This is a genomic window from Variovorax sp. GW821-FHT06D12, assembly GCF_059419205.1.
Window position 1 is genome coordinate 290580 of record NZ_JBWKRI010000005.1, and the last position, 18245, is coordinate 308824.

Sequence of the window (18245 nt, forward strand, 5' to 3'; positions counted from 1 at the left end):
GGAAAGGCCCACGTTTCATTACCGTTTGTCCATGAAGGCCGCGCGGTCGCGCGGTCGCGTGTGCGAGGAGCTGACCTGGACCAACCAAGTCGAAGACCACACTCACTCTCCGTTCACCAGCGACACCCCGTCCTCCGGCTTGCGCATCCATGTTGCAACGTCCACGCCCAAGCCGTGAATCACTGCGTCCATTGCGCTGCATTCGGTCGTCTCCGCCGTGATTTCAGCGTAGGGGGTGTGCTCTTGGCGCAGGGCTTTGAATTGCGCAGCGGGCAGTCCCGGTTGTTCAAGCACCGCATGGATGACCACGATCGTGGGGCCACCGGCGCTGACGGTCACGATGTCCATGATGTCGATCTTCAGCACAAGGGCGGCCTCCCTGCCGGGACCCGGCACAGGGCGCACAACCTCATACCGCGCCTTCAACTGATCTTGCACGGCCTGACGCAGCGGGTCCGGCACACCGCACGCGTCATCGGCTTCGGACATCCGGCGGCCCTGGTCATGCCCGTACACGACGGACGGCAGCATCACCGTGGTGGGGGCAGCAGGCGCGGGTCGCGTTCGCTCGGGCGGCTGGGAATCGTGTGAACCGCAAGCAGCCAGAAGTGCGCTTACCGCCATCGCGATGCACGTGTTGCGCACGAAGGCAGGCGAAGCCTCTGCAGGCGCATTGGAGGTACAGCAGGTCGGCGGCATCAAGACGCGATTTGTTACATTAGTCCGGGGGTTGGAGGAATTTTGCAGGACCGACTACCTACCGGGCGATCGCCCGGCCAAATCAACTATAAGGAAAAATGCTACATGCACACCATCAATTACAAGATGGAGTACTCGATTCTCGAGTACGTTTTCGGCCTGATTGGCCCGGCAATTATCATTGCCGCCATTTTTTATCCGATTGCGGATCTGAAAATAGGCACCCTTCGGCTTCACCTGCCGACCGGCGTGGCCAATGGCGTTCTCATGTTGATCGGGGCTTACGTCACGTACCTTACGGTCGGAACACTTTTCAAGAAGCGCGCAGCCAACAGCCAGGGCGCCAGCATTGTTCTTGATGAAAAGGGCATGTCTTTCACGACCGTCAAGAAATTCTCGGGCGTACTGACCACCGTGGGCTATGACGCCATCAATCAAGTCACCATCACGGACATCCCGGAAACCTCTACATCGAGTGCGGAGAAAACAATAGAAATCAGCACGCCGTCGATGGCACCCAAGAAGCACGAGTTCGATGCCATTCACATGGTGAAGGATTCAGACTTTGAAGTTCTTGTGAATGCGCTCAAGCATCGCGCCGTCAATGCCACCTTCAAGCAAATCTGACCCATGGGTTTCTTGAAGAAGTTGTTCCAGATAGTTTCTGGCAAAAAATACAGAAACTGCCCCAATGGGGCCGCAGCGGATCCGGCAGCGCAGCGCGCACTTCAAGCGGGGCTCATCAACTCCGAACAGATCATGGCGTATTGCGACAGCTACGCAACGGGGCTGTCTGACGAAACTCTCTCCGAGGGACTTGGCTCGCACTGGGGCATACGCTCGCCCCAGGAGGCTGCTGAAACCCTGGCGTCACTCGGTCGCCATGGCCATCGCTTTTTTTACGACATTGTTTTTCGTATTTACAGCGATGGTGCTTCGGGAGAGGAGCGCCAGGAGATTCTCGAGGCCTTGATCGCCAGTGGGCGCTACGGTTCCCCGGAAACGGTGCGCGAGCAGATTGCTGCGCAGGGGCCGAGTGAGGAAAAAGATCTCATTTTCTCGGCTTTGGCGCAGGCGATGGAGATGCTGGAAAATCTGCGGTCCGTTTTTCGTCTTCTCGAAGACAAAGTCAATGGCTCGTACCTTCCCAAGGATTACAGCGCCGGCATCCTTGCCTGGGATCTGGGCCGCCTCGTCACGGTTGCAAGAATGTCATTGGACTGCAAATACATCGAGCAGGCCGAATTCGATCGAGTTCTTGCCCATGCAGACAAAGAATTGCGCTCGAATTTTTCGTCCTGGCCGCAGTTTGCAAAGAGCTACATCATCGGCCGGGCCAGCTGGGCGGGTCAGAATATGACGCTGGGCGGAATCATCGGTATTGCCGAAGATCTCATGACCGATGAGCGGAGCCCTTGGGTGCTTTCGCCTCTGTGAGTTGCATTCGACGACCGCGCTGAAAAATATCCAACTCGTCGGATCGCTCCATGTTGATTTCCGTGGACGTTTGATCCACCTGTCCATCGTGAACTGAGCGGCCGCAATGTCTTGCGGCCGTTGTTCGCATGGAGGACTGGATTACTCGTAAACGGAAATCAACAAATTCAAAGTATTTACGACGCTATTTCCGCGTTCAAGACTTTATTTGGCGAGATCATCAGGATCGCGTCGCCCACGCACGCTCACTCCACCGTCACGCTTTTCGCGAGGTTGCGCGGCTTGTCCACGTCGGTCCCGCGCGCACACGCCGTGTGATACGCCAGCAGCTGCAGCGGCACCACGTGCAGCAGCGGCGACAGCGCGCCGTAGTGCTCGGGCATGCGGATCACGTGCAGGCCTTCGCCGCTGGCGATCTGCGTGTCGCCGTCGGCCAGCACGTAAAGCACGCCGCCGCGGGCGCGCACTTCCTGCAGGTTGCTCTTGAGCTTTTCGAGCAGGGCGTCGTTCGGCGCCACGGCGACCACGGGCATCTCGCTGGTGACGAGCGCGAGCGGGCCGTGCTTGAGTTCGCCGGCGGCGTAGGCCTCGGCGTGGATGTAGGTCACTTCCTTGAGCTTGAGCGCGCCTTCGAGCGCGATCGGGTAGTGCAGGCCGCGGCCCAGGAACAGGGCGTTGTCCTTGCGCGCGAAGTCTTCGGCCCAGCCGATGATCTGCGGCTCGAGCGCCAGCACCGACTGCAGCGCGACGGGCAGGTGGCGCATTTCCTTCAGGTAGCGCGCCTCGTCGACGGCGCTCAGGCGGCCCTTCGATTGCGCGATGGCGAGCGTGAGCAGGAACAGGCCCGCGAGCTGGGTGGTGAAGGCCTTGGTCGAGGCCACGCCGATTTCGACGCCGGCGCGCGTGATGTAGGCCAGCTTGCACTCGCGCACCATGGCGCTGGTGGCGACGTTGCAGATGGTCAGCGTCTGTTCCATGCCCAGCGAGCGCGCGTGCTTGAGCGCGGCCAGCGTGTCGGCGGTTTCGCCCGACTGGCTGATGGTGACGACCAGCGTCTTGGGGTCGGGCACGGAGTCGCGGTAGCGGTACTCGCTGGCGATCTCGACCTGGGTGGAGATCTTCGCGATGCTCTCGAGCCAGTACTTGGCGGTGCAGCCGCTGTAGTAGCTGGTGCCGCAGGCCAGGATGAGGATCTTGTCGATGTCCTGGAACACGCGGTGCGCGCTCGCACCCGTGGCGCCGTCCTGGCCGATGCCGTCGAACAGCTCGGGCACGATGCCTTCCACGCCTTCGAGCGTGTCGCCGATGGCGCGCGGCTGCTCGAAGATTTCCTTCTGCATGTAGTGGCGGTACGGGCCCAGCTCGGCCGCGCCGCTGTGGGCGTGCACGGTGCGCACGGTGCGCGTGACGGGCTTGTGGTTCTTGTCGACGATCCAGTACTTGCCCGGCTGCAGGTCGACCACGTCGCCTTCTTCGAGGTACACGATCTGGTCGGTCACGCCGGCCAGTGCCATCGCGTCGCTGGCCAGGAAGTTCTCGGTGCCGTCCTTGCCGGCGCCCAGGATCAGCGGCGAGCCGGCGCGCGCGCCGATCACGCGCTGCGGTTCGTCGCGGCAGATGACGGCGATGGCGTAGGCGCCGTGCAGCTGCAGCACGGCGGCCTTGACGGCTTCGAACAGGTCGCCGTTGTAGAGGCTGTCGACGAGGTGGGCGATGACCTCGGTGTCGGTCTGGCTCTCGAACACGTAGCCCTTGGCCTCGAGCGCGGCGCGCAGCGGCTCGTGGTTCTCGATGATGCCGTTGTGCACGAGCGCGATGCGGCCCGGGCGCGCGGCGGGCGCGTCGGCGCCGACGCCGTGGCTGAAGTGGGGGTGCGCGTTGTGCACGGCCGGTGCGCCGTGGGTGGCCCAGCGCGTGTGGGCGATGCCGGTGAGGCCTTCGACCTTGTCGTCGCGCACCTGGGTCAGCAGGTCGGCCACGCGCGAGGTGGTGCGTGCGCGGCTCAGGCCGCCGGCATGCACCGCGACGCCGCAGGAGTCATAGCCGCGGTATTCGAGCCGCTGAAGGCCCTGGACCAGGACCGGAACGATGTCGCGATGGGAGGCTGCGCCGACGATGCCGCACATGGGGTGTACCTTGTCTTGAAGAACAGAAGGGCTCGATGGTAGGGAGACGACCAAGAAATATGGCGTCTAAATTTCCACAGTTTTGGATTTTTATTTCACTCAAACCTACAGATGGAGTTTTATTCCATAATTTCAACTCATATGGAATCAATCTCCCTCGACGCCATCGACCTCAAGCTGCTCGACGCGCTCCAGAACGACGCCTCGCAGACCAACCAGCGCCTGGCCGCCGAGGTGGGCATCTCGCCGCCGACCTGCCTGCGCCGCGTGCAGCGGCTGCGCCAGGAAGGGCTCATCGAGCGCCAGGTCGCCCTGCTCTCGCCCGACCGCCTCGCCACGGTGCTGGGCCACGGCCTGCAGGCGGTGGTGGAGATTTCGCTCGACCGGCAGGACGCCGCCGCGCTCGACGCCTTCGAGGCCCGCGTGATCGCGGACGACGCGGTGCAGCAGTGCTGGCGCGTGTCGCCGGGGCCCGATTTCGTGCTGGTGGTGGTGGCGCGCGACATGCCCGGCTACGGCGCGCTGACGCAGCGGCTGTTCACGGCCGACGCCAACGTGCGCAACGTGAAGGCGTTCTTCAGCCTCAAGCGCGCGAAATTCGGGGCCCGCGTGCCGCTGGGCTGACGCGGGCTCCGGTCGCGATCAGCGCTCGCTCGCCGCCTCGCGCAACGCTTCGAGAAACGTGCGCCGCCACCAGTGGATGTCCTGCGCCCGGATGCGCGACAGCAGCTTCTGGTGCCGCTCGCGCCGCTCTTCCAGCGGCATCTGCAGCGCCTGCTGCACCGTCTCGGCGGTGCCGTGCGTGTCGTACGGATTCACCAGCAGCGCTTCCTTCAGCTGCTCGGCCGCGCCAGCGAAGCGCGACAGCACCAGCACGCCGGGGTCGGCCGGGTCCTGTGCCGCGATGTATTCCTTGGCCACGAGGTTCATGCCGTCGCGCAGCGGCGTCACCAGCCCCACGGCCGCCGCGCGGCACAGGCCGGGCACGCGGCGGCGCGCCACCATGCGGTGGATGTAGCGCACGGGCATCCAGTCGAGTTCGCCGTAGTCGCCGTTGATGGCGCCGCACAGCGACTCGAGCTCCTTGCGGATGTCGGCGTAGGCATCGACCGTCTCGCGCGTGGGCGAGGCGATCTGGATCAGCGTGGCGCTGCGGCGGTTCTCGGGGTAGTTGGCCAGCAGCTCACGGAACGAGCGCACGCGCTGGGGGATGCCCTTCGAATAGTCGAGCCGGTCGATGCCCAGCAGCAACCGGCGGCTCGAGTACTCGCGCTTCATGGTCTCGTACATGTCGCGCGATTCCTTGGCGTGCGTGAGCGCCGCGAACTCGTCCACGTCGATGCCGATGGGGAAGGCGTTGCAGCGCACCGTCTGCCCGTAGGCCCGGTACATGTCGTTGCCCAGGTACTCGCCATGGGCCTCGTTGCGCACGTAGTGCTCGAAGTGCTGCACGTCCTGCTGCGCCTGGAAGCCGATCAGGTCGTACGAGAACAGCGAGCGCATCAGCCATTCGTGCTGCGGAATGGCCGCGATGATGATCTGCGGCGGCAGCGGAATGTGCAGAAAGAAACCGATGCGCTGCTTGCAACCCATGGCGCGCAGCTCGGCGGCCAGCGGCATCAGGTGGTAGTCGTGGATCCAGATGATGTCGTCGTCCTTCAGCAGCGGCATCAGCTTGCGCGCGAACAGCTGGTTCACGCGCCGGTAGCCGCCGATGAAGCCGGCATCGAAATGCGCCAGGTCCAGGCGGTTGTGGAACACCGGCCAGAGCACGTCGTTGCTGTAGCCCAGGTAGTAGCTGTCGTGGTCGTCGCGGCTCAGGTCGAGCGTGGCCAGCGTCACCTTGCCGGCCTGCTGCTTGTGCAGCTCGCCTTCGCCCGTGGGCCCGCCTTCGACGATCTGGCCGCTCCAGCCGAACCACAGGCCGCCGCTTTGCTGCAGGCTCTCGCCCAGGGCCACGGCCAGGCCGCCGGCGGCGGGCTTGCGCGGGTCGGCCACGCGGTTCGAAACAACGACGAGACGACTCATATGCACGAATCCCAGGGAGCGGACAGGCGCACGGCCGCGTTGATGATGCCGACCATCGAATAGGTCTGCGGAAAGTTGCCCCACATCTCGCCCGTGACCGGGTGCGTGTCTTCCGACAGCAGCCCCAGCGGGTTGCGCGCGGCGAGCATGGTCTCGAAGATCTGGCGCGCCTCGGCCTTGCGGCCGATCTTGGCCAGCGCGTCGATGCGCCAGAAGGTGCAGATGTTGAAGGCGGTCTCGGGCTTGCCGAAATCGTCGGCCGCTTCGTAGCGGCGCATGTAGGGGCCGTCGCACAGCGACTTTTCCATCGCGTCGACGGTGGAGATGAAGCGCGGGTCGCGCGCATCGATCAGGCCCACCTCGACCATCAGCAGGATGCTCGCGTCGAGCTCGTGCCCGCCGAAGCTTTCGGCAAAGGCCTGGCGCTCTTCGCACCACGACTTGGCGAGGATTTCTTCCTTCATGCGCGCCGCATGGCCGTGCCAGTAGGCGGCGCGTTCGGGCAGCTCCAGCGTGCGCGCGATCTTGGCGAGCCGGTCGCAAGCGGCCCAACTCATCAGCGCCGAGCTGGTGTGCACGCGGGCACGCGTGCGCAGCTCCCACATGCCGGCGTCGGGCGTGCCGTACACGCGCACGGCCTGCTCGCCCACCGCCTCCAGGTGCGGAAACTCCGCCACGCCCGCGCGGCTGAGCAGCCGGTGGTCATGAAAAGCCTGTGCCGCGCCGAGCACGATGTTGCCGTACACGTCGTGCTGGAAGTGCTCCTGCGCCTGGTTGCCCACGCGCACCGGACCCATGCCGCGGTAGCCGGGCAGGCCCTCGACGAAGGACTCGGGCAGCTCGCGCTCCAGCCCGATGCCGTACAGCGGCTGGATGTGCTCGCCGTGCGAGCCGATCACCACGTTGCCGAGCCAGCGCAGGTAGTCTTCCATCGTGCCCACTTCGCTCAGCGAGTTGAGCGCGCGCACCACGAAGAAGGCGTCGCGCAACCAGCAGTAGCGGTAGTCCCAGTTGCGCTGGCTGCCCGGCGCCTCGGGGATGCTGGTGGTCATGGCGGCCACGATGGCGCCGGTGTCCTCGTACAGCGAGAGTTTGAGCGTGATGGCCGCGCGGATCACCGCGTCCTGGTACTCGAAGGGAATGGCCAGGCGCTTGCTCCAGGTGCGCCAGTAGGCGATGGTTTCCTGCTCGAACTTGCGCGCGGTGTCGGCGATGCCTTCGAGCAGCGTCTCGTCCACGCCGAACATGAAGTTGTACTCGCGCGAGATCACGAAAGGCTGGCGCGACAGGATGTGCGAGATCGACGCGTCGGTGTTCAGCCGCAAGGTCACGTCGGGCCCGACGTAGCGGATGTGGTTGCTGCCGCGCGTGACCTCGGTCGGCGCCGAGGCGCCCCACTGGAAGCGCGGGTCGAGCGCCACGCGGATGCGCGGCGCGCCGGCGATGGGGCGCACGCGGCGCACCATCATGAGCGGACGGAAGTAGCGCGAGCGGCTGTGAAAGCGCGGCGCGAAGTCGGTGATCTCGATGCCCTGCCCCGCGCTGTCGAACAGCTGCGTGCGCAGCACGGCGGTATTGGGCTCGTACCACTGCTTGCTGGAGGCGAAGTCCTCGATCTCGATGGCCCAGGCGCCGGCCTCCTCGCCGGGGTGCAGCAGCGCGTTGAAGACCGGGTCGCCGTCGAAGCGCGGCAGGCAGCACCAGACGGCGCGGGCGCGCGCATCGATGAGCGCGCTGTAGGCGCAGTTGCCGATCACGCCGACATTGAGCGAAGGCTCGGCCGGCGGCGCGAAGCCGCGCGGCGGGGCCGCAGCCACTTTCGCGGCGTCGACGGGCGCCTGGTCGTCGGGGCCTGCCGCGCCGGCCAGGGCGTCGCCCGCGCGGTCCTCCGGAGCCTTCGGCAGTTGTTGTTCGCTCATGCGGGCTTCCTCGGTGATGGTGTCTGGGGAGCGGGTGCAGCCAGCAGGTCACGCGCCTGCACCAGCCATTCGTAGACCGCGCGCGGCGATTCGAGCCGGTGCAGCGCCAGGCTCGGCCCGGCGCCGACCTTGATCGCGACGCCGCCACGCGGCTGCACGACGGCGAAGCCGCTCTCGTCGGTGGTGTCGTCGCCCGCGAAGACCGGCGTGCGGCCCGCGAACGGCGCTTCGGTCATGAAGGCTTCGATCGCGAGGCCCTTGTTGACGCCCGAAGGCTTCACCTCGAACACGAACTTGCCGTGCATGAGCTCGAGCTGCGGACGGCCTTCGATGGCGCGCGCCATCGCGTCGCGGCACACGGCCTCCAGCTGCGGCGCGAGCCGGTAGTGCAGCGCGATGGCGCCGTGCTTGCGCTCGACCAACAGGCCTTCGTGGATGCGCGCGAGTTCGTTGGCCACGTCCAGGATCGGGACGAGGTCGGGCGGGCGCTGCTCCTGCATGCCGCCTTTGGCATCGCGGCGCTGCACGCCGTGCTCGCCGGCCGCGGGCAGCCGCAGCGGCGCGAGAAAGCGGTCGATGGCATCGATCTGGCGCCCCGACACCACGGCGAGCGCGCCACCGAGCAGGTCGCGCAGGTCGCTCAGCAGGGGCACAAGGGCGGGCGGCACCTCGATGGCTTCAGGCGTGGCGGCGAGGCCGACCAGCGTGCCGTCGAAGTCGAGAAAAAGGGCGGCGTCCCGGCCCGGCGGAGGTGGCAACTGGGCGTTGCTGCTGGAGGACTTTGGCATTGGGAAAAACCATAGCACGGCTCGCACGCGGCGCGTGTCGGCCAAAGTCCCGGCGTGCGCCGATGGCGGGGATTCAGTCGGCCGTGGCCGGCAACGAGGCCTTCACCGCCGCGATGCGCGCGCGGTGGATCGCCTCGCCGATGCGCGGCCCGGTGGCGCCGGCCTGTTGCGCCTCGCGCGCCACCACGTCGGTGGCCACGGCCTGGGCGGCGGCGAGCACCGCGAGCAGGCGTGGGCGCTGCGGGTAGGCGGTGTCCTCGAAGCCGAGCCGGCCGCGCGCGTCGCATTCGCAGGCCAGCAGCGCCTCGGCGAAGCGCGCCGGCTTGCGGAAGGCGTCGCAGCGCTCCAGCAGGCGCACCAGCGGCGTCGCGTCGAGCGCGCCGCTGCGGTGGATGTTGCCGTGCTCGCGCGCCACCACCTCGGCCAGCTCGCGCAGCTCCACCGGCACGCGCCAGCGTTCGCACACGGCCTGCAGCAGGTCGACGCTGCGCAGCTCGTGGTTGATGTGGCGCGGCAGCATGTCGGCGGGCGTGGTGCCCTTGCCGAGGTCGTGCATCAGGCAGGCGAATCGCACGGGCAGCGTGGCGCCCAGCCGCGCGCTGGTGTCGAGCACCATCATCAGGTGCACGCCGGTGTCGATCTCGGGGTGGTGCTGCGCCGGTTGCGGCACGCCCCAGAGCCGGTCGACCTCGGGCAGCAGCACGGCGAGCGCGCCGCAGTCGCGCAGCACCTCGAACATGCGCGAGGGCCGCGTTTCCATCAGGCCGCGCGCGAGCTCCTGCCACACGCGCTCGGGCACCAGCGCATCGACCTCGCCGGCCGCGACCATCTCGCGCATGAGTGCCATGGTTTCGGGCGCGACGGTGAAGTCGTCGAAGCGCGCGGCAAAGCGCGCCACGCGCAGGATGCGCACCGGGTCTTCGCGGAAGGCGTCGGTCACGTGGCGCAGCACCTTGTCGCGCAGGTCGCGCTGGCCGTGGAAGGGGTCGGCCAGGGTTTCGGGACGCGCCTCGAAGCTGCCGTCGGCGCCCACGTGCTCGGCGGGCAGCGCGATGGCGTTGACGGTCAGGTCGCGCCGGGCGAGGTCTTGTTCCAGCGTGACGTCGGGCGCCGCATGCACGACGAAGCCACGGTAGCCCGGCGCGCTCTTGCGCTCGGTGCGGGCCAGCGCGTATTCCTCGCGCGTGCGCGGATGCAAAAACACGGGGAAATCGCGCCCCACGGGCAGGTAGCCGCGCGCCACCATGGCCTCGGGCGTGGCGCCCACCACCAGCCAGTCATGGTCGGACACGGGGCGGCCCAGCAGCCGGTCGCGCAGTGCACCGCCGACGAGAAAAATGTTCATGAGTGCAGTGTAGGGATACTCTTCCTGCACAAAAAGAACGGTCGTTCGATAATCGACGAGCGATGCGAACGACCGTTCGTAAATTCGCATCGCGCGAAGCACCGGTCGCTGGCCGGTGCCCCCGTGCGCGGGGCTGTTTTCAATACCCAAGGAGCATTCACAGCTATGAAGAAACTCACAACAACAGCATCGTTGGCATTGGCGGCACTCGGGGTCCTGGCATCGGGCAGCGCCATGGCGCAGAACGCGGGCGACTGGGTCGTCGGCACCGGCTGGTTCCACCTGTCGCCGCAGGATTCGAGCAAGCCGCTGACCGTGACCTCGCCCGTGCACAGCGTGCTGGCCGGCTCGGGCGCCAGCGTCACCAACTCGGACACGCTGGGCCTGAACGTCGCGTACTTCATCGACCCCCACTGGGCCGTCGAGGGCGTGCTCGGCGTGCCGCCCAAGTTCAAGCTCAACGGCAGTGGCACGCTGGCGCGCGTGGGCGAACTCGGCCAGGCCCGCCAGTGGAGCCCGACCGTGCTGGCCAAGTACTACTTCAATGAGGGCAACGACGCCTTCCGTCCGTTCGTGGGCCTGGGCGCCACTTACGTCTGGTACAGCGACGTGAAGCTCACGTCGAACCTGCAGGGCGCGCTGGCCAGCCAGTTCCACGTGCGTCCGTCTTCGGTGAACACCACCGCCAAGCTCGACAGCTCGTTCGCGCCCGTGCTCAACGCCGGCGTGGCCTACCAGTTCGACAAGCACTGGGGCGTGTCGTTCTCGGTGTCCTACATCCCGCTGAAGACCAAGGCCAAGCTCACCACGACCAGCATCACCGGCCTGCCGGTGGCGCGCAGCGAGGCGAGCCTGAAGCTGAACCCGATCGTCACCTACCTGGCGGCGACGTACCGGTTCTGACGAAGTCCGGCGAGCCTCAGTCGCGCGAGGTGCGATAGGGCTCGTCGAAGGCCACGAAGGTCTTCTCGGCCAGGGCGCCGTCGATCCACGCGGCGACGCCCGGCAGGGCCGCCACGCGCGCGATGTACGCGTCGATGGCCGGCGGCACCGGCAGGCCGTAGCCTCGGATGCGCATGCCCACCGGCGCGAAGAAGGCGTCGGCGATGGTGAAGGCGCCGAACAGCATCGGGCCGCCGTGCGTCTCGAGCAGCTCGGTCCACATCTGCACGATGCGGTCGAGGTCTTCCTGCACGCCGGGCTGCTCGGCCAGGAGCCGCGCCCCCACTTCGGGCAGCGAGGCCTCGATGTTCATCGGGCAGTTGCCGCGCAGGTTGGTGAAGCCCGAGTGCATCTCGGCGCAGATGCTGCGCGCGCGGGCCCGCTCGGCCACGCCCTGGGGCCACAGCTGCTTCTCGGGGAAGCGCTCGGCCAGGTACTCGGCGATGGCCAGCGTGTCCCAGACGGCGAGGTCGCCGTCGACCAGCACCGGCACCTTGGCCACGGGGTTGATGGCGCCGATCACGTGCTTGAACTGCGAGGTAGCGTCGAACGAATCGAAGCGCACCATCACCTCCTCGAAGGGAATGCCGGCCTGCGTCATGAGCACCCAGGGGCGCATGGACCACGACGAGTAATTCTTGTTGCCGATGTAGAGCTTGGACATCTATCTGGGTCTCCGGGTCAGTGCGGGAATGCGGGGCAAAGCCGTCGATGCTAGCCGGGCGGCGCGCTGCGATTGATGACGAAGGCGGCGCGAATTGATGCGGGCCGCTTCAGCGGTCGCCGTCCTGGCGGGATTCCGGTGGGACGATCACGCGCGGGCCGGAGGCGTCTGCGGATGGCTTCACGACGCGCTCGATCAGGCTCACGAGGCGCGGCACCAGCGACAGCACGGCGAGCGCCAGCAGCGCGCTGAACACGGCCGTGACCTCGCGGCCCAGCCCGCAGGCCATGCCGATGGCAGCCGTCATCCACAGCCCGGCGGCGGTGGTGAGGCCCTGCACGTGGGATTCGTCCTTGCCCTGCTTGAGGATGGTGCCGGCACACAGGAAGCCCACGCCGGCCACCAGCCCCTGGATCACGCGGCTCATGTCGGCCGGCACGATGCCGGTCTGCTGCGGGATCAGCACGAACAGCGCCGAGCCGATGGCCACCAGCATGTGGGTGCGCACGCCGGCCGCCTTGCCCTGCTGCTCGCGCTCGAAGCCGAGCAGGAAACCCAGCACGGCCGCCAAGAGCAGCCGCACCGAGATGCGCGTGAGCTGCGCGACGTCTCCCGCGTCCGAGAATTCGGACGCGACGGTGTCTAGCACCTCGTCGCGCCAGCTCATGTCAGGGCAGGTCCTTGTTGGGCTCGGGCTCGTTGGCGTTGCGCGGGCCCACGCGGCCCAGGCGCTCCTTCAGCGACTGCGGCTTGCCGCTGATGATGGCCGCGTAGTTGGTGGTGTTGGCCAGCACCTTCTTCACGTAGTCGCGCGTCTCGTTGAAGGGCACGTTCTCGGCCCAGATGGCCGCGTCGATCACCGGGCCGTTGCGCCAGTTGCGCGGGCGGCCCGGGCCGGCGTTGTAGGCCGCGGCGGCCAGCGCCATCGAACCGTCGAAGTCGTCGAGCGCGAGCTTCAGGTAGTTGGTGCCGATGGTGATGTTGGTTTCGCGGTCGTTGATCTGGCCGGGCGTGAAGTCGGTCAAGCCGATCTTGCGGGCGGTCCAGCGCGCCGTGGCGGGCATGACCTGCATCAGGCCCGAGGCGCCGACGCCCGAACGCGCGTCCATGATGAAGCGGCTTTCCTGGCGGATCAGGCCGTAGACGTAGGCCGGGTCCAGGCCGATGTCCTGGCTCTTGCGCAGCACCGTGTCGTGGAAGGGCATGGGAAAGCGCTGCTCGACGTCGATCACGCCCTTGGTGCGCTCGCTGGTGTTGATGCAGCGGTCCCACACCTCGCGCTGGCAGGCCAGGTCGGCGGCGGCCAACAGGGCGCGGTCGTCCATGCCGCCCTTGTCGTGCAGGTTGGTGGCGTAGTTCCACTCGCGCGTGCCTTCGGAGCGCAGGCCCATGCCGATGGCCTGCAGGCCGCGCTGCAGGCCCGGGTTGGTGCGCGCGGCGTTCTTTTCCTCGGGCGTAAGCGGCGCGGGCCGCGTGGCCGCCACGACGCGCTGGCCCAGCTCTTCGAGCGCCAGCATTTCATAGAAACCGCGCGTGCCGGCAATGCTGGTGTACAGCTCGCGGGCCTGGGCGCGGCGCTCGTCGCCGCCGGCGCTGCTCAGTGCGCGGGCCTTCCAGTAGACCCAGGTCGGGTCTTGCTGGGCGGCGTCGCTCATGGCGTTGATGGCGGGCGCGACGTCTTTCCACTGGCTGGCGCGCAGGGCGGCGCGCACGCGCCAGCCGAGCATGTCGTCGGACAGGTCGCTGTTCTTCGTGACGTTGCCGAAATAGCTCACGGCCATCGGCGAGAGCTTGTTCGCGGCCGCGCGGCCGATGATGCCCCAGACCCAGTTGCGCTCTTCGGCGGAGAGCATCGGGCCCCACTTGCCGTCGAGCTGCGCGGCGCCCTGGTCGGGATCGGCCACCGCGATCTTGATGAGCGCGAGCACCACCAGTTCCTTGCGCGACTTGGCGGCGACGAAGGCGCGGCCGGTGAGGAACTTGGCGGCGCTGGCGTTGACCTCTTCGAACAGCGGCAGCGCATCGGGCGCGGCGATGGTGACCGCGCCGCGCGCGGCGGCGGGCCGGTTGGCCTCGATGGCCAGGCGCGCCTTCTTCCAGGCGTCGTTGGTGGTCATCAGGCGGGCCGCGACCATGCGGTCGGCGGCGGTGAGGCAGCCGTCGTCGCTGTCCTTCTGCGCGAACCAGTTGCGGCGCACCTCGTCGGCCTGCGCCTGCGTGGCCGTTCCGGTGCGCAGCGTGTCGACCAGCACCGCGTAGCAGCGCACCTGGGCGTCGTCGCCCATGCGGAAGCCGGCGATGTTGGCGGCGAAGCCGTCCCAATCGCGGCGCTGGCCGAGCAGCAGCAGCCAGTCGTTGCGCAGGCGGTCTTCCTGGTAGGTGTTGGGGTAGCGCGCGTAGAAGTCCTGCACCTCGTTGGGCGCGGCCTCCTGCAGGCGGGCCTTGAGCTCCCAGTAGGCGGCCCAGGGTTCGAGAGCGTGGCCACGCGCTTGGGGCAGCAAGGCCGTGAGACGGGCCTTGTCGCCGCGCTGGAAGGCCTGCTTCATCTGGACCAGCACGTCGTCGTTGGTGTTGTTCTGCGCGGCGGCGGGCTGTTGCGACAGCAGCGCGGCGAGTGCGAGAACGGCGGAAAAAACCAGGGCGGGCGCGCCGCGACGCTGACGAGCGCGCGCGGATGCCAAAATGCTTGGGAACTGCATCGGGGGATTATGGACAAGTCAAAGGATGCCGACACCTCGGCCACGGCGAGTTTTCTGAAGGGTCAACTGCGAAAGGCACTCATCGAGCAACGCCTGGCGCTGCCCGACCGCCTTGCGCGGGCCGACCTGTTGCAGCGGGTGATGCGGATCTGGCTGGTCGGCCGGCCCGACACCGTGATCGGCGCCTACTGGCCGATCAAGGGCGAGTTCGACCCGCTGCCCGCACTGCATCGCTGGAAGGAAGACGGCGAACTCATGGAAGAAACGCAGCGCCGCCGCATCGGACTGCCGGTGATCGACAAAGTTCACAAGACGCTCACCTTCCATGCCTGGTACCCGGGCTGCCAGATGGAAGAAGACGCCTACGGCATTCCCAAGCCCAAGGACACCGAGCTGATCGTGCCGACCCTGCTGTTCGTGCCCTGCGTGGGCTACAGCGCGGGCGGCTACCGGCTGGGCTACGGCGGCGGCTTCTACGACCGCACGTTGGCGGCGCTGGAGCCCCGGCCGTTCACGGTGGGGCTGGGCTTCACGAACGGTTTCCTGGAAGACTTCGAGCCCGAGGCGCACGACCTGCCGCTGGACGCGATCCTGAACGACAACGGCGTCGTCTGGCCAGTCACTTGACTCTCCCCCAGGCTGCGCGCACTTCGTGTCGCTTCGCCAACCCCCTCACCGGGGGCAACACCAGCGGCCCGGCAAAGCCGGTTCCGCGGTGTTCCTGGAAGGGACAAATCCTTTCCATCAATCGAGGTTGTCGACGGTGTCGGGGTCGGGCACCTCGCCGATGGTCTGGCGCGTGGTCACGGCCTGCGCCTCCAGCCAGTCGGAAAAGGCCTTGATCTCCGGACGCAGCGCGTTGCGCGGCCCCGAGATGAGCCAGTAGGCCATCGGTGAATCCAGCCGGTGCTGCGGCAGCACCTCGATCAGGTCGCCGTTGGCCAGGCTTTCGGCAATGAGCGAGCTGCGCGCCAGCACCAGGCCCTGGCCCGTGAGCGCGGCCTGCACCATCTGGTACGCATAGTTGAAATAGAGCCAGCGCCGGGGCTGCGCGCGCTCCAGCCCGTTCACTTCGAACCAGCGCCGCCACGTGAGCCATTCCAGGTGCGTGCGGTGCGCGTCGCCGGCCTCGATGAGCGTGAAGCGGGCGATGTCGGCCGGCGTCTTGATCGGCGGGTTGCTCTTGATGAGCCACGGGCTCGCCACCGGCGTCAGCGTTTCGCCGAACAGCCGCACGGCCCCGGGCGGCATGCCTTCGGGTGGGCCGTAGCGCAGCGCGATGTCCACGTCGGCCACGTCGAGGTCGACCGCGATGTCGCTGGCGTCGATGCGGATGTCGATCTCGGGGTTGTCGCGCTGGAAGGCTTCCAGCCGCGGAATCAGCCACATCGAGGCGAACGAGGCAAACGTGGTGAGCGCCACGCTCTTGCGCCCCGCGCTCTGGCGGATCTGCCGCACAGCCATGTCGATGCGCGGCAGCGCCTGCTGCACCGACAGCAGCAGCTGCGCCCCGGCGCTGGTCAACTCCACGGCCCGCGTGTGGCGCAGGAACAGCGCCACGCCCACTTCCTCTTCGAGCGACTGGATCTGCCGGCTCACGGCCGACTGGGTGAGCGCCATTTCCTCGGCCGCGGCGCGGAAATTGAGGTGCCGCGCGACCGCCTCGAAGGCCCGCAGGTGCCCCGCGGAGATCGGGCGGGAGCGCAGGTGGGTTTGCGAATGTTGCATGGGTATGACTTTGGTGTGCGTTCCCGGCGCCCAGTTGATTGATGCGGGAATCGCATCAGTAGGCTACCTCGTTTTCATTGGACCTCCAAGGCCGCAAAAACGATCATTCATTCCCGAACTGCGCCAACCTCTCTGTCTGTCAAAGGCGCTTCGGATCAGCCAAGGAGTCCTCATCATGTCCACCGCCGTCTGCACCAACGAATCGCTCGCTTCCCTGTCCCGTTCCACCCGCACCGCGGCCATTCCGCCGGCCGTGCGCCGTGGCGCCTGGCAGATTGCGCCCGGCGAGGCGATGAGCCTGAAGGCGCGGTCGACGAGCGTGCTGCGCGTCAAGCAGGGCCGCGTGTGGGTCACGCCCGACGCCACCGCCCAAGGCCCCAGCGAAGACATCGTGCTGGCCCCGGGCGAGTCGCTCACCGTGGCCGCCGGCCAGCGCATCGTCATGGAAGCCTGGGATGGCTACGGTGCCACCTATGTGTGGGACCCGGTCTGACCGACCGCCTGCACTCCCGGCTCTTCTGAACAAAGGCGGCTTCGGCCGCCTTTTTCTTTGCCCGTCGTTTTCAGTTTTCCGTCAGTCAGCCGGTCAGGTGCTGATGTCGAAGCTGGCGCGCAGCGCCAGGAAGTGCGCCAGCGCCGCCTCGCCGCGCAGGGCCCGCAGGCCGGAGACCGGGTCGGGGCCTTCGCATTCGGCCAGGCCCATCGCAAACCCGCTGTAGCGCCGGGCGGCCAGCGGGCCGTCGTGGACCACCACGAGCGCCACGTGGCGCGGATCGCGCTGCAGCCGCGCCATCAGCGCCTGCACCGCCTCGCGCGGCCCCTCGAAATGCTGGCAGAAGCACTGGCCGTCGAACACCAGCAGGCCGGAGATGCCGTCCTCGGCGTTGCGCGCGCGGGCCTGGGTGACGATCGCGCCCACGGTGGCGGGCGGCAGGTCGGGGGCGAGCAGGCTGCAATAGAGGAATTCGTACAGGGGTTCTGCAGAGGCTTGTTCTTGTGTCATGCGGTGCAAGAAGGGGACATCGTTTCGAGTCTAGGGGGCCATCCTGCGCCCCGAAATGTCAAAAGACATAGCCCCGCCAGCCTATAGTGCGGCGTGAAGTTCGAGGACTACCCCGTTGCCGCCTCCCCGCCGCAGGGTGCGAACCCCTGCGAACACTGCGCGCTGCGGCGCCTGGAGGCCTTCCTGCCGGTGACGGCGCAGCAGCTGGAGGCGATCCAGTCCTTTCGCACCGGCACCCGGCGCGTCGAGGCGGGCGGCACCATCGTCGACGAGCACCGCGCCAGCCCGCAACTGTTCACGCTCTACGCGGGCTGGGCCTTCCGCTACAAGACCCTGAGCGACGGCCGGCGGCAGATCCTGGGTTTTCTGCTGCCCGGCGACTTCATCGGCCTGCAGGACGAGTTTGCCGACGGCCAGACCCACGGCGTCGAGGCCGTGACCGACGCCACGCTGTGCGCCTTCGCCCGCGAGCGGCTGTGGGCCCTGTTCCAGACCCAGCCCCGGCTCGGCTACGACATCACCTGGCTGGCCGCGCGCGAGGAAAAGCTGGTGGACGACCACCTCGTCACCGCCGGGCGCCGCAACGCCGGCGAGCGCGTGGCCATGCTGCTCATGCACCTGTACCGCCGCGCCCAGCGCGTGGGCATGGTGCGCGACGGCTGGGTGGAGTTTCCGTTCAACCAGCAGCACATCGCCGACGCGCTGGGGCTGTCGCTGGTGCACACCAACAAGACGATGCGACGGCTGCAGCGCCTGAGCCTGTACAAGCTCGACGGCGGCTGGCTGCGCATCCTGGAGCCGCACGCGCTCGAAACGCTGGGCGACTACTTCGAGCGCCCGCTGCGGCCGGTGCCCATGATCTGAAGG

General features: G+C 67.4%; 18 protein-coding genes. 7 read left to right on the plus strand and 11 right to left on the minus strand.

Annotated features, from left to right (window positions below):
* Positions 1-102: 102 nt before the first annotated feature.
* On the minus strand, positions 103-534 hold the full coding sequence (locus AC07SQ_RS17620; RefSeq protein WP_495272360.1) for a hypothetical protein: 432 nt from the start codon (positions 532-534) through the stop codon (positions 103-105).
* Positions 535-804: 270 nt separating this feature from the next.
* Between AC07SQ_RS17620 and AC07SQ_RS17625 the strand changes: the two genes are divergently transcribed.
* Both AC07SQ_RS17625 and AC07SQ_RS17630 read left to right on the plus strand, forming a co-directional pair.
* The gene (locus AC07SQ_RS17625) at positions 805-1326 is read left to right on the plus strand and encodes a hypothetical protein (RefSeq protein WP_095743658.1); all 522 of its coding nucleotides are present in this window, start codon (positions 805-807) and stop codon (positions 1324-1326) included.
* A 3-nt stretch (positions 1327-1329) separates the two neighbouring features.
* A complete protein-coding gene (locus tag AC07SQ_RS17630; protein WP_495272359.1) occupies positions 1330-2136 on the plus strand; it encodes a DUF1266 domain-containing protein in 807 nt (268 codons plus the stop codon).
* A gap of 245 nt (positions 2137-2381) precedes the next feature.
* On the opposite strand, the gene glmS is transcribed toward AC07SQ_RS17630, so the two are convergent.
* Positions 2382-4262, minus strand: coding sequence for a glutamine--fructose-6-phosphate transaminase (isomerizing) (glmS, locus tag AC07SQ_RS17635; protein WP_495272358.1), 1881 nt, complete (start codon positions 4260-4262; stop codon positions 2382-2384).
* A 141-nt stretch (positions 4263-4403) separates the two neighbouring features.
* Here glmS and AC07SQ_RS17640 point away from each other — a divergent pair, with 141 nt between their 5' ends.
* The gene (locus AC07SQ_RS17640) at positions 4404-4886 is read left to right on the plus strand and encodes an Lrp/AsnC family transcriptional regulator (RefSeq protein ID WP_139705322.1); all 483 of its coding nucleotides are present in this window, start codon (positions 4404-4406) and stop codon (positions 4884-4886) included.
* Between the two features lie 18 nt (positions 4887-4904).
* Here AC07SQ_RS17640 and otsA read toward each other — a convergent pair whose 3' ends face one another.
* From otsA to AC07SQ_RS17660, 4 genes are all read right to left on the minus strand, one after another.
* Positions 4905-6290 carry an alpha,alpha-trehalose-phosphate synthase (UDP-forming) gene (otsA, locus tag AC07SQ_RS17645; RefSeq protein WP_062481194.1) on the minus strand — a complete coding sequence of 462 codons (1386 nt, stop codon included), beginning with the start codon at positions 6288-6290 and terminating at the stop codon, positions 4905-4907.
* Positions 6287-8209: a glycoside hydrolase family 15 protein gene (locus AC07SQ_RS17650; protein ID WP_492732225.1), complete on the minus strand. Its 1923-nt coding sequence runs from the start codon at positions 8207-8209 to the stop codon at positions 6287-6289. The genes otsA and AC07SQ_RS17650 overlap by 4 nt, the downstream gene beginning before the upstream one ends.
* Positions 8206-8997, minus strand: coding sequence for a trehalose-phosphatase (gene otsB, locus AC07SQ_RS17655; protein ID WP_139705317.1), 792 nt, complete (start codon positions 8995-8997; stop codon positions 8206-8208). The genes AC07SQ_RS17650 and otsB overlap by 4 nt, the downstream gene beginning before the upstream one ends.
* A gap of 73 nt (positions 8998-9070) precedes the next feature.
* Positions 9071-10342: a multifunctional CCA addition/repair protein gene (locus tag AC07SQ_RS17660; protein ID WP_495272357.1), complete on the minus strand. Its 1272-nt coding sequence runs from the start codon at positions 10340-10342 to the stop codon at positions 9071-9073.
* A 165-nt stretch (positions 10343-10507) separates the two neighbouring features.
* On the opposite strand from AC07SQ_RS17660, the gene AC07SQ_RS17665 reads away from it, so the two are divergent.
* Complete coding sequence (locus AC07SQ_RS17665) at positions 10508-11245, plus strand: OmpW/AlkL family protein (RefSeq protein WP_492686266.1); 738 nt, start codon at positions 10508-10510, stop codon at positions 11243-11245.
* Positions 11246-11261: 16 nt separating this feature from the next.
* Here AC07SQ_RS17665 and AC07SQ_RS17670 read toward each other — a convergent pair whose 3' ends face one another.
* From AC07SQ_RS17670 to AC07SQ_RS17680, 3 genes are all read right to left on the minus strand, one after another.
* Positions 11262-11948, minus strand: a complete 687-nt coding sequence (locus AC07SQ_RS17670) for a glutathione S-transferase family protein (protein WP_495272356.1) — start codon at positions 11946-11948, stop codon at positions 11262-11264.
* Positions 11949-12057: 109 nt separating this feature from the next.
* Positions 12058-12615, minus strand: coding sequence for an MgtC/SapB family protein (locus AC07SQ_RS17675; protein ID WP_495272355.1), 558 nt, complete (start codon positions 12613-12615; stop codon positions 12058-12060).
* Position 12616: 1 nt separating this feature from the next.
* The gene (locus AC07SQ_RS17680; protein ID WP_495272354.1) at positions 12617-14647 is read right to left on the minus strand and encodes a lytic transglycosylase domain-containing protein; all 2031 of its coding nucleotides are present in this window, start codon (positions 14645-14647) and stop codon (positions 12617-12619) included.
* A gap of 9 nt (positions 14648-14656) precedes the next feature.
* Here AC07SQ_RS17680 and AC07SQ_RS17685 point away from each other — a divergent pair, with 9 nt between their 5' ends.
* Positions 14657-15274, plus strand: coding sequence for a 5-formyltetrahydrofolate cyclo-ligase (locus AC07SQ_RS17685; RefSeq protein WP_062477936.1), 618 nt, complete (start codon positions 14657-14659; stop codon positions 15272-15274).
* Between the two features lie 117 nt (positions 15275-15391).
* Here AC07SQ_RS17685 and AC07SQ_RS17690 read toward each other — a convergent pair whose 3' ends face one another.
* Entirely contained in the window at positions 15392-16375 is a 984-nt protein-coding gene (locus AC07SQ_RS17690; protein ID WP_495272353.1) for a LysR substrate-binding domain-containing protein, read from the minus strand.
* A 175-nt stretch (positions 16376-16550) separates the two neighbouring features.
* Here AC07SQ_RS17690 and AC07SQ_RS17695 point away from each other — a divergent pair, with 175 nt between their 5' ends.
* Positions 16551-16868: a DUF2917 domain-containing protein gene (locus tag AC07SQ_RS17695; RefSeq protein ID WP_495272352.1), complete on the plus strand. Its 318-nt coding sequence runs from the start codon at positions 16551-16553 to the stop codon at positions 16866-16868.
* Positions 16869-16961: 93 nt separating this feature from the next.
* On the opposite strand, the gene AC07SQ_RS17700 is transcribed toward AC07SQ_RS17695, so the two are convergent.
* A complete protein-coding gene (locus AC07SQ_RS17700; protein ID WP_495272351.1) occupies positions 16962-17378 on the minus strand; it encodes a BLUF domain-containing protein in 417 nt (138 codons plus the stop codon).
* Positions 17379-17471: 93 nt separating this feature from the next.
* On the opposite strand from AC07SQ_RS17700, the gene AC07SQ_RS17705 reads away from it, so the two are divergent.
* Entirely contained in the window at positions 17472-18242 is a 771-nt protein-coding gene (locus AC07SQ_RS17705; protein WP_495272350.1) for a Crp/Fnr family transcriptional regulator, read from the plus strand.
* Positions 18243-18245 lie beyond the last annotated feature (3 nt).

Bases quoted from the DNA above. Each gene is read 5' to 3' on its own strand.
- AC07SQ_RS17660 (WP_495272357.1), bottom strand. From the start codon at position 10,342: ATGAACATTTTTCTCGTCGGCGGTGCACTGCGCGACCGGCTGCTGGGC.
- otsB (WP_139705317.1), bottom strand. From the start codon at position 8,997: ATGCCAAAGTCCTCCAGCAGCAACGCCCAGTTGCCACCTCCGCCGGGC.
- AC07SQ_RS17665 (WP_492686266.1), top strand. From the start codon at position 10,508: ATGAAGAAACTCACAACAACAGCATCGTTGGCATTGGCGGCACTCGGG.
- AC07SQ_RS17680 (WP_495272354.1), bottom strand. From the start codon at position 14,647: ATGCAGTTCCCAAGCATTTTGGCATCCGCGCGCGCTCGTCAGCGTCGC.
- AC07SQ_RS17685 (WP_062477936.1), top strand. From the start codon at position 14,657: ATGGACAAGTCAAAGGATGCCGACACCTCGGCCACGGCGAGTTTTCTG.
- AC07SQ_RS17700 (WP_495272351.1), bottom strand. From the start codon at position 17,378: ATGACACAAGAACAAGCCTCTGCAGAACCCCTGTACGAATTCCTCTAT.
- AC07SQ_RS17625 (WP_095743658.1), top strand. From the start codon at position 805: ATGCACACCATCAATTACAAGATGGAGTACTCGATTCTCGAGTACGTT.
- AC07SQ_RS17670 (WP_495272356.1), bottom strand. From the start codon at position 11,948: ATGTCCAAGCTCTACATCGGCAACAAGAATTACTCGTCGTGGTCCATG.
- otsA (WP_062481194.1), bottom strand. From the start codon at position 6,290: ATGAGTCGTCTCGTCGTTGTTTCGAACCGCGTGGCCGACCCGCGCAAG.
- AC07SQ_RS17695 (WP_495272352.1), top strand. From the start codon at position 16,551: ATGTCCACCGCCGTCTGCACCAACGAATCGCTCGCTTCCCTGTCCCGT.
- AC07SQ_RS17690 (WP_495272353.1), bottom strand. From the start codon at position 16,375: ATGCAACATTCGCAAACCCACCTGCGCTCCCGCCCGATCTCCGCGGGG.
- AC07SQ_RS17630 (WP_495272359.1), top strand. From the start codon at position 1,330: ATGGGTTTCTTGAAGAAGTTGTTCCAGATAGTTTCTGGCAAAAAATAC.
- AC07SQ_RS17640 (WP_139705322.1), top strand. From the start codon at position 4,404: ATGGAATCAATCTCCCTCGACGCCATCGACCTCAAGCTGCTCGACGCG.
- AC07SQ_RS17650 (WP_492732225.1), bottom strand. From the start codon at position 8,209: ATGAGCGAACAACAACTGCCGAAGGCTCCGGAGGACCGCGCGGGCGAC.
- AC07SQ_RS17675 (WP_495272355.1), bottom strand. From the start codon at position 12,615: ATGAGCTGGCGCGACGAGGTGCTAGACACCGTCGCGTCCGAATTCTCG.
- glmS (WP_495272358.1), bottom strand. From the start codon at position 4,262: ATGTGCGGCATCGTCGGCGCAGCCTCCCATCGCGACATCGTTCCGGTC.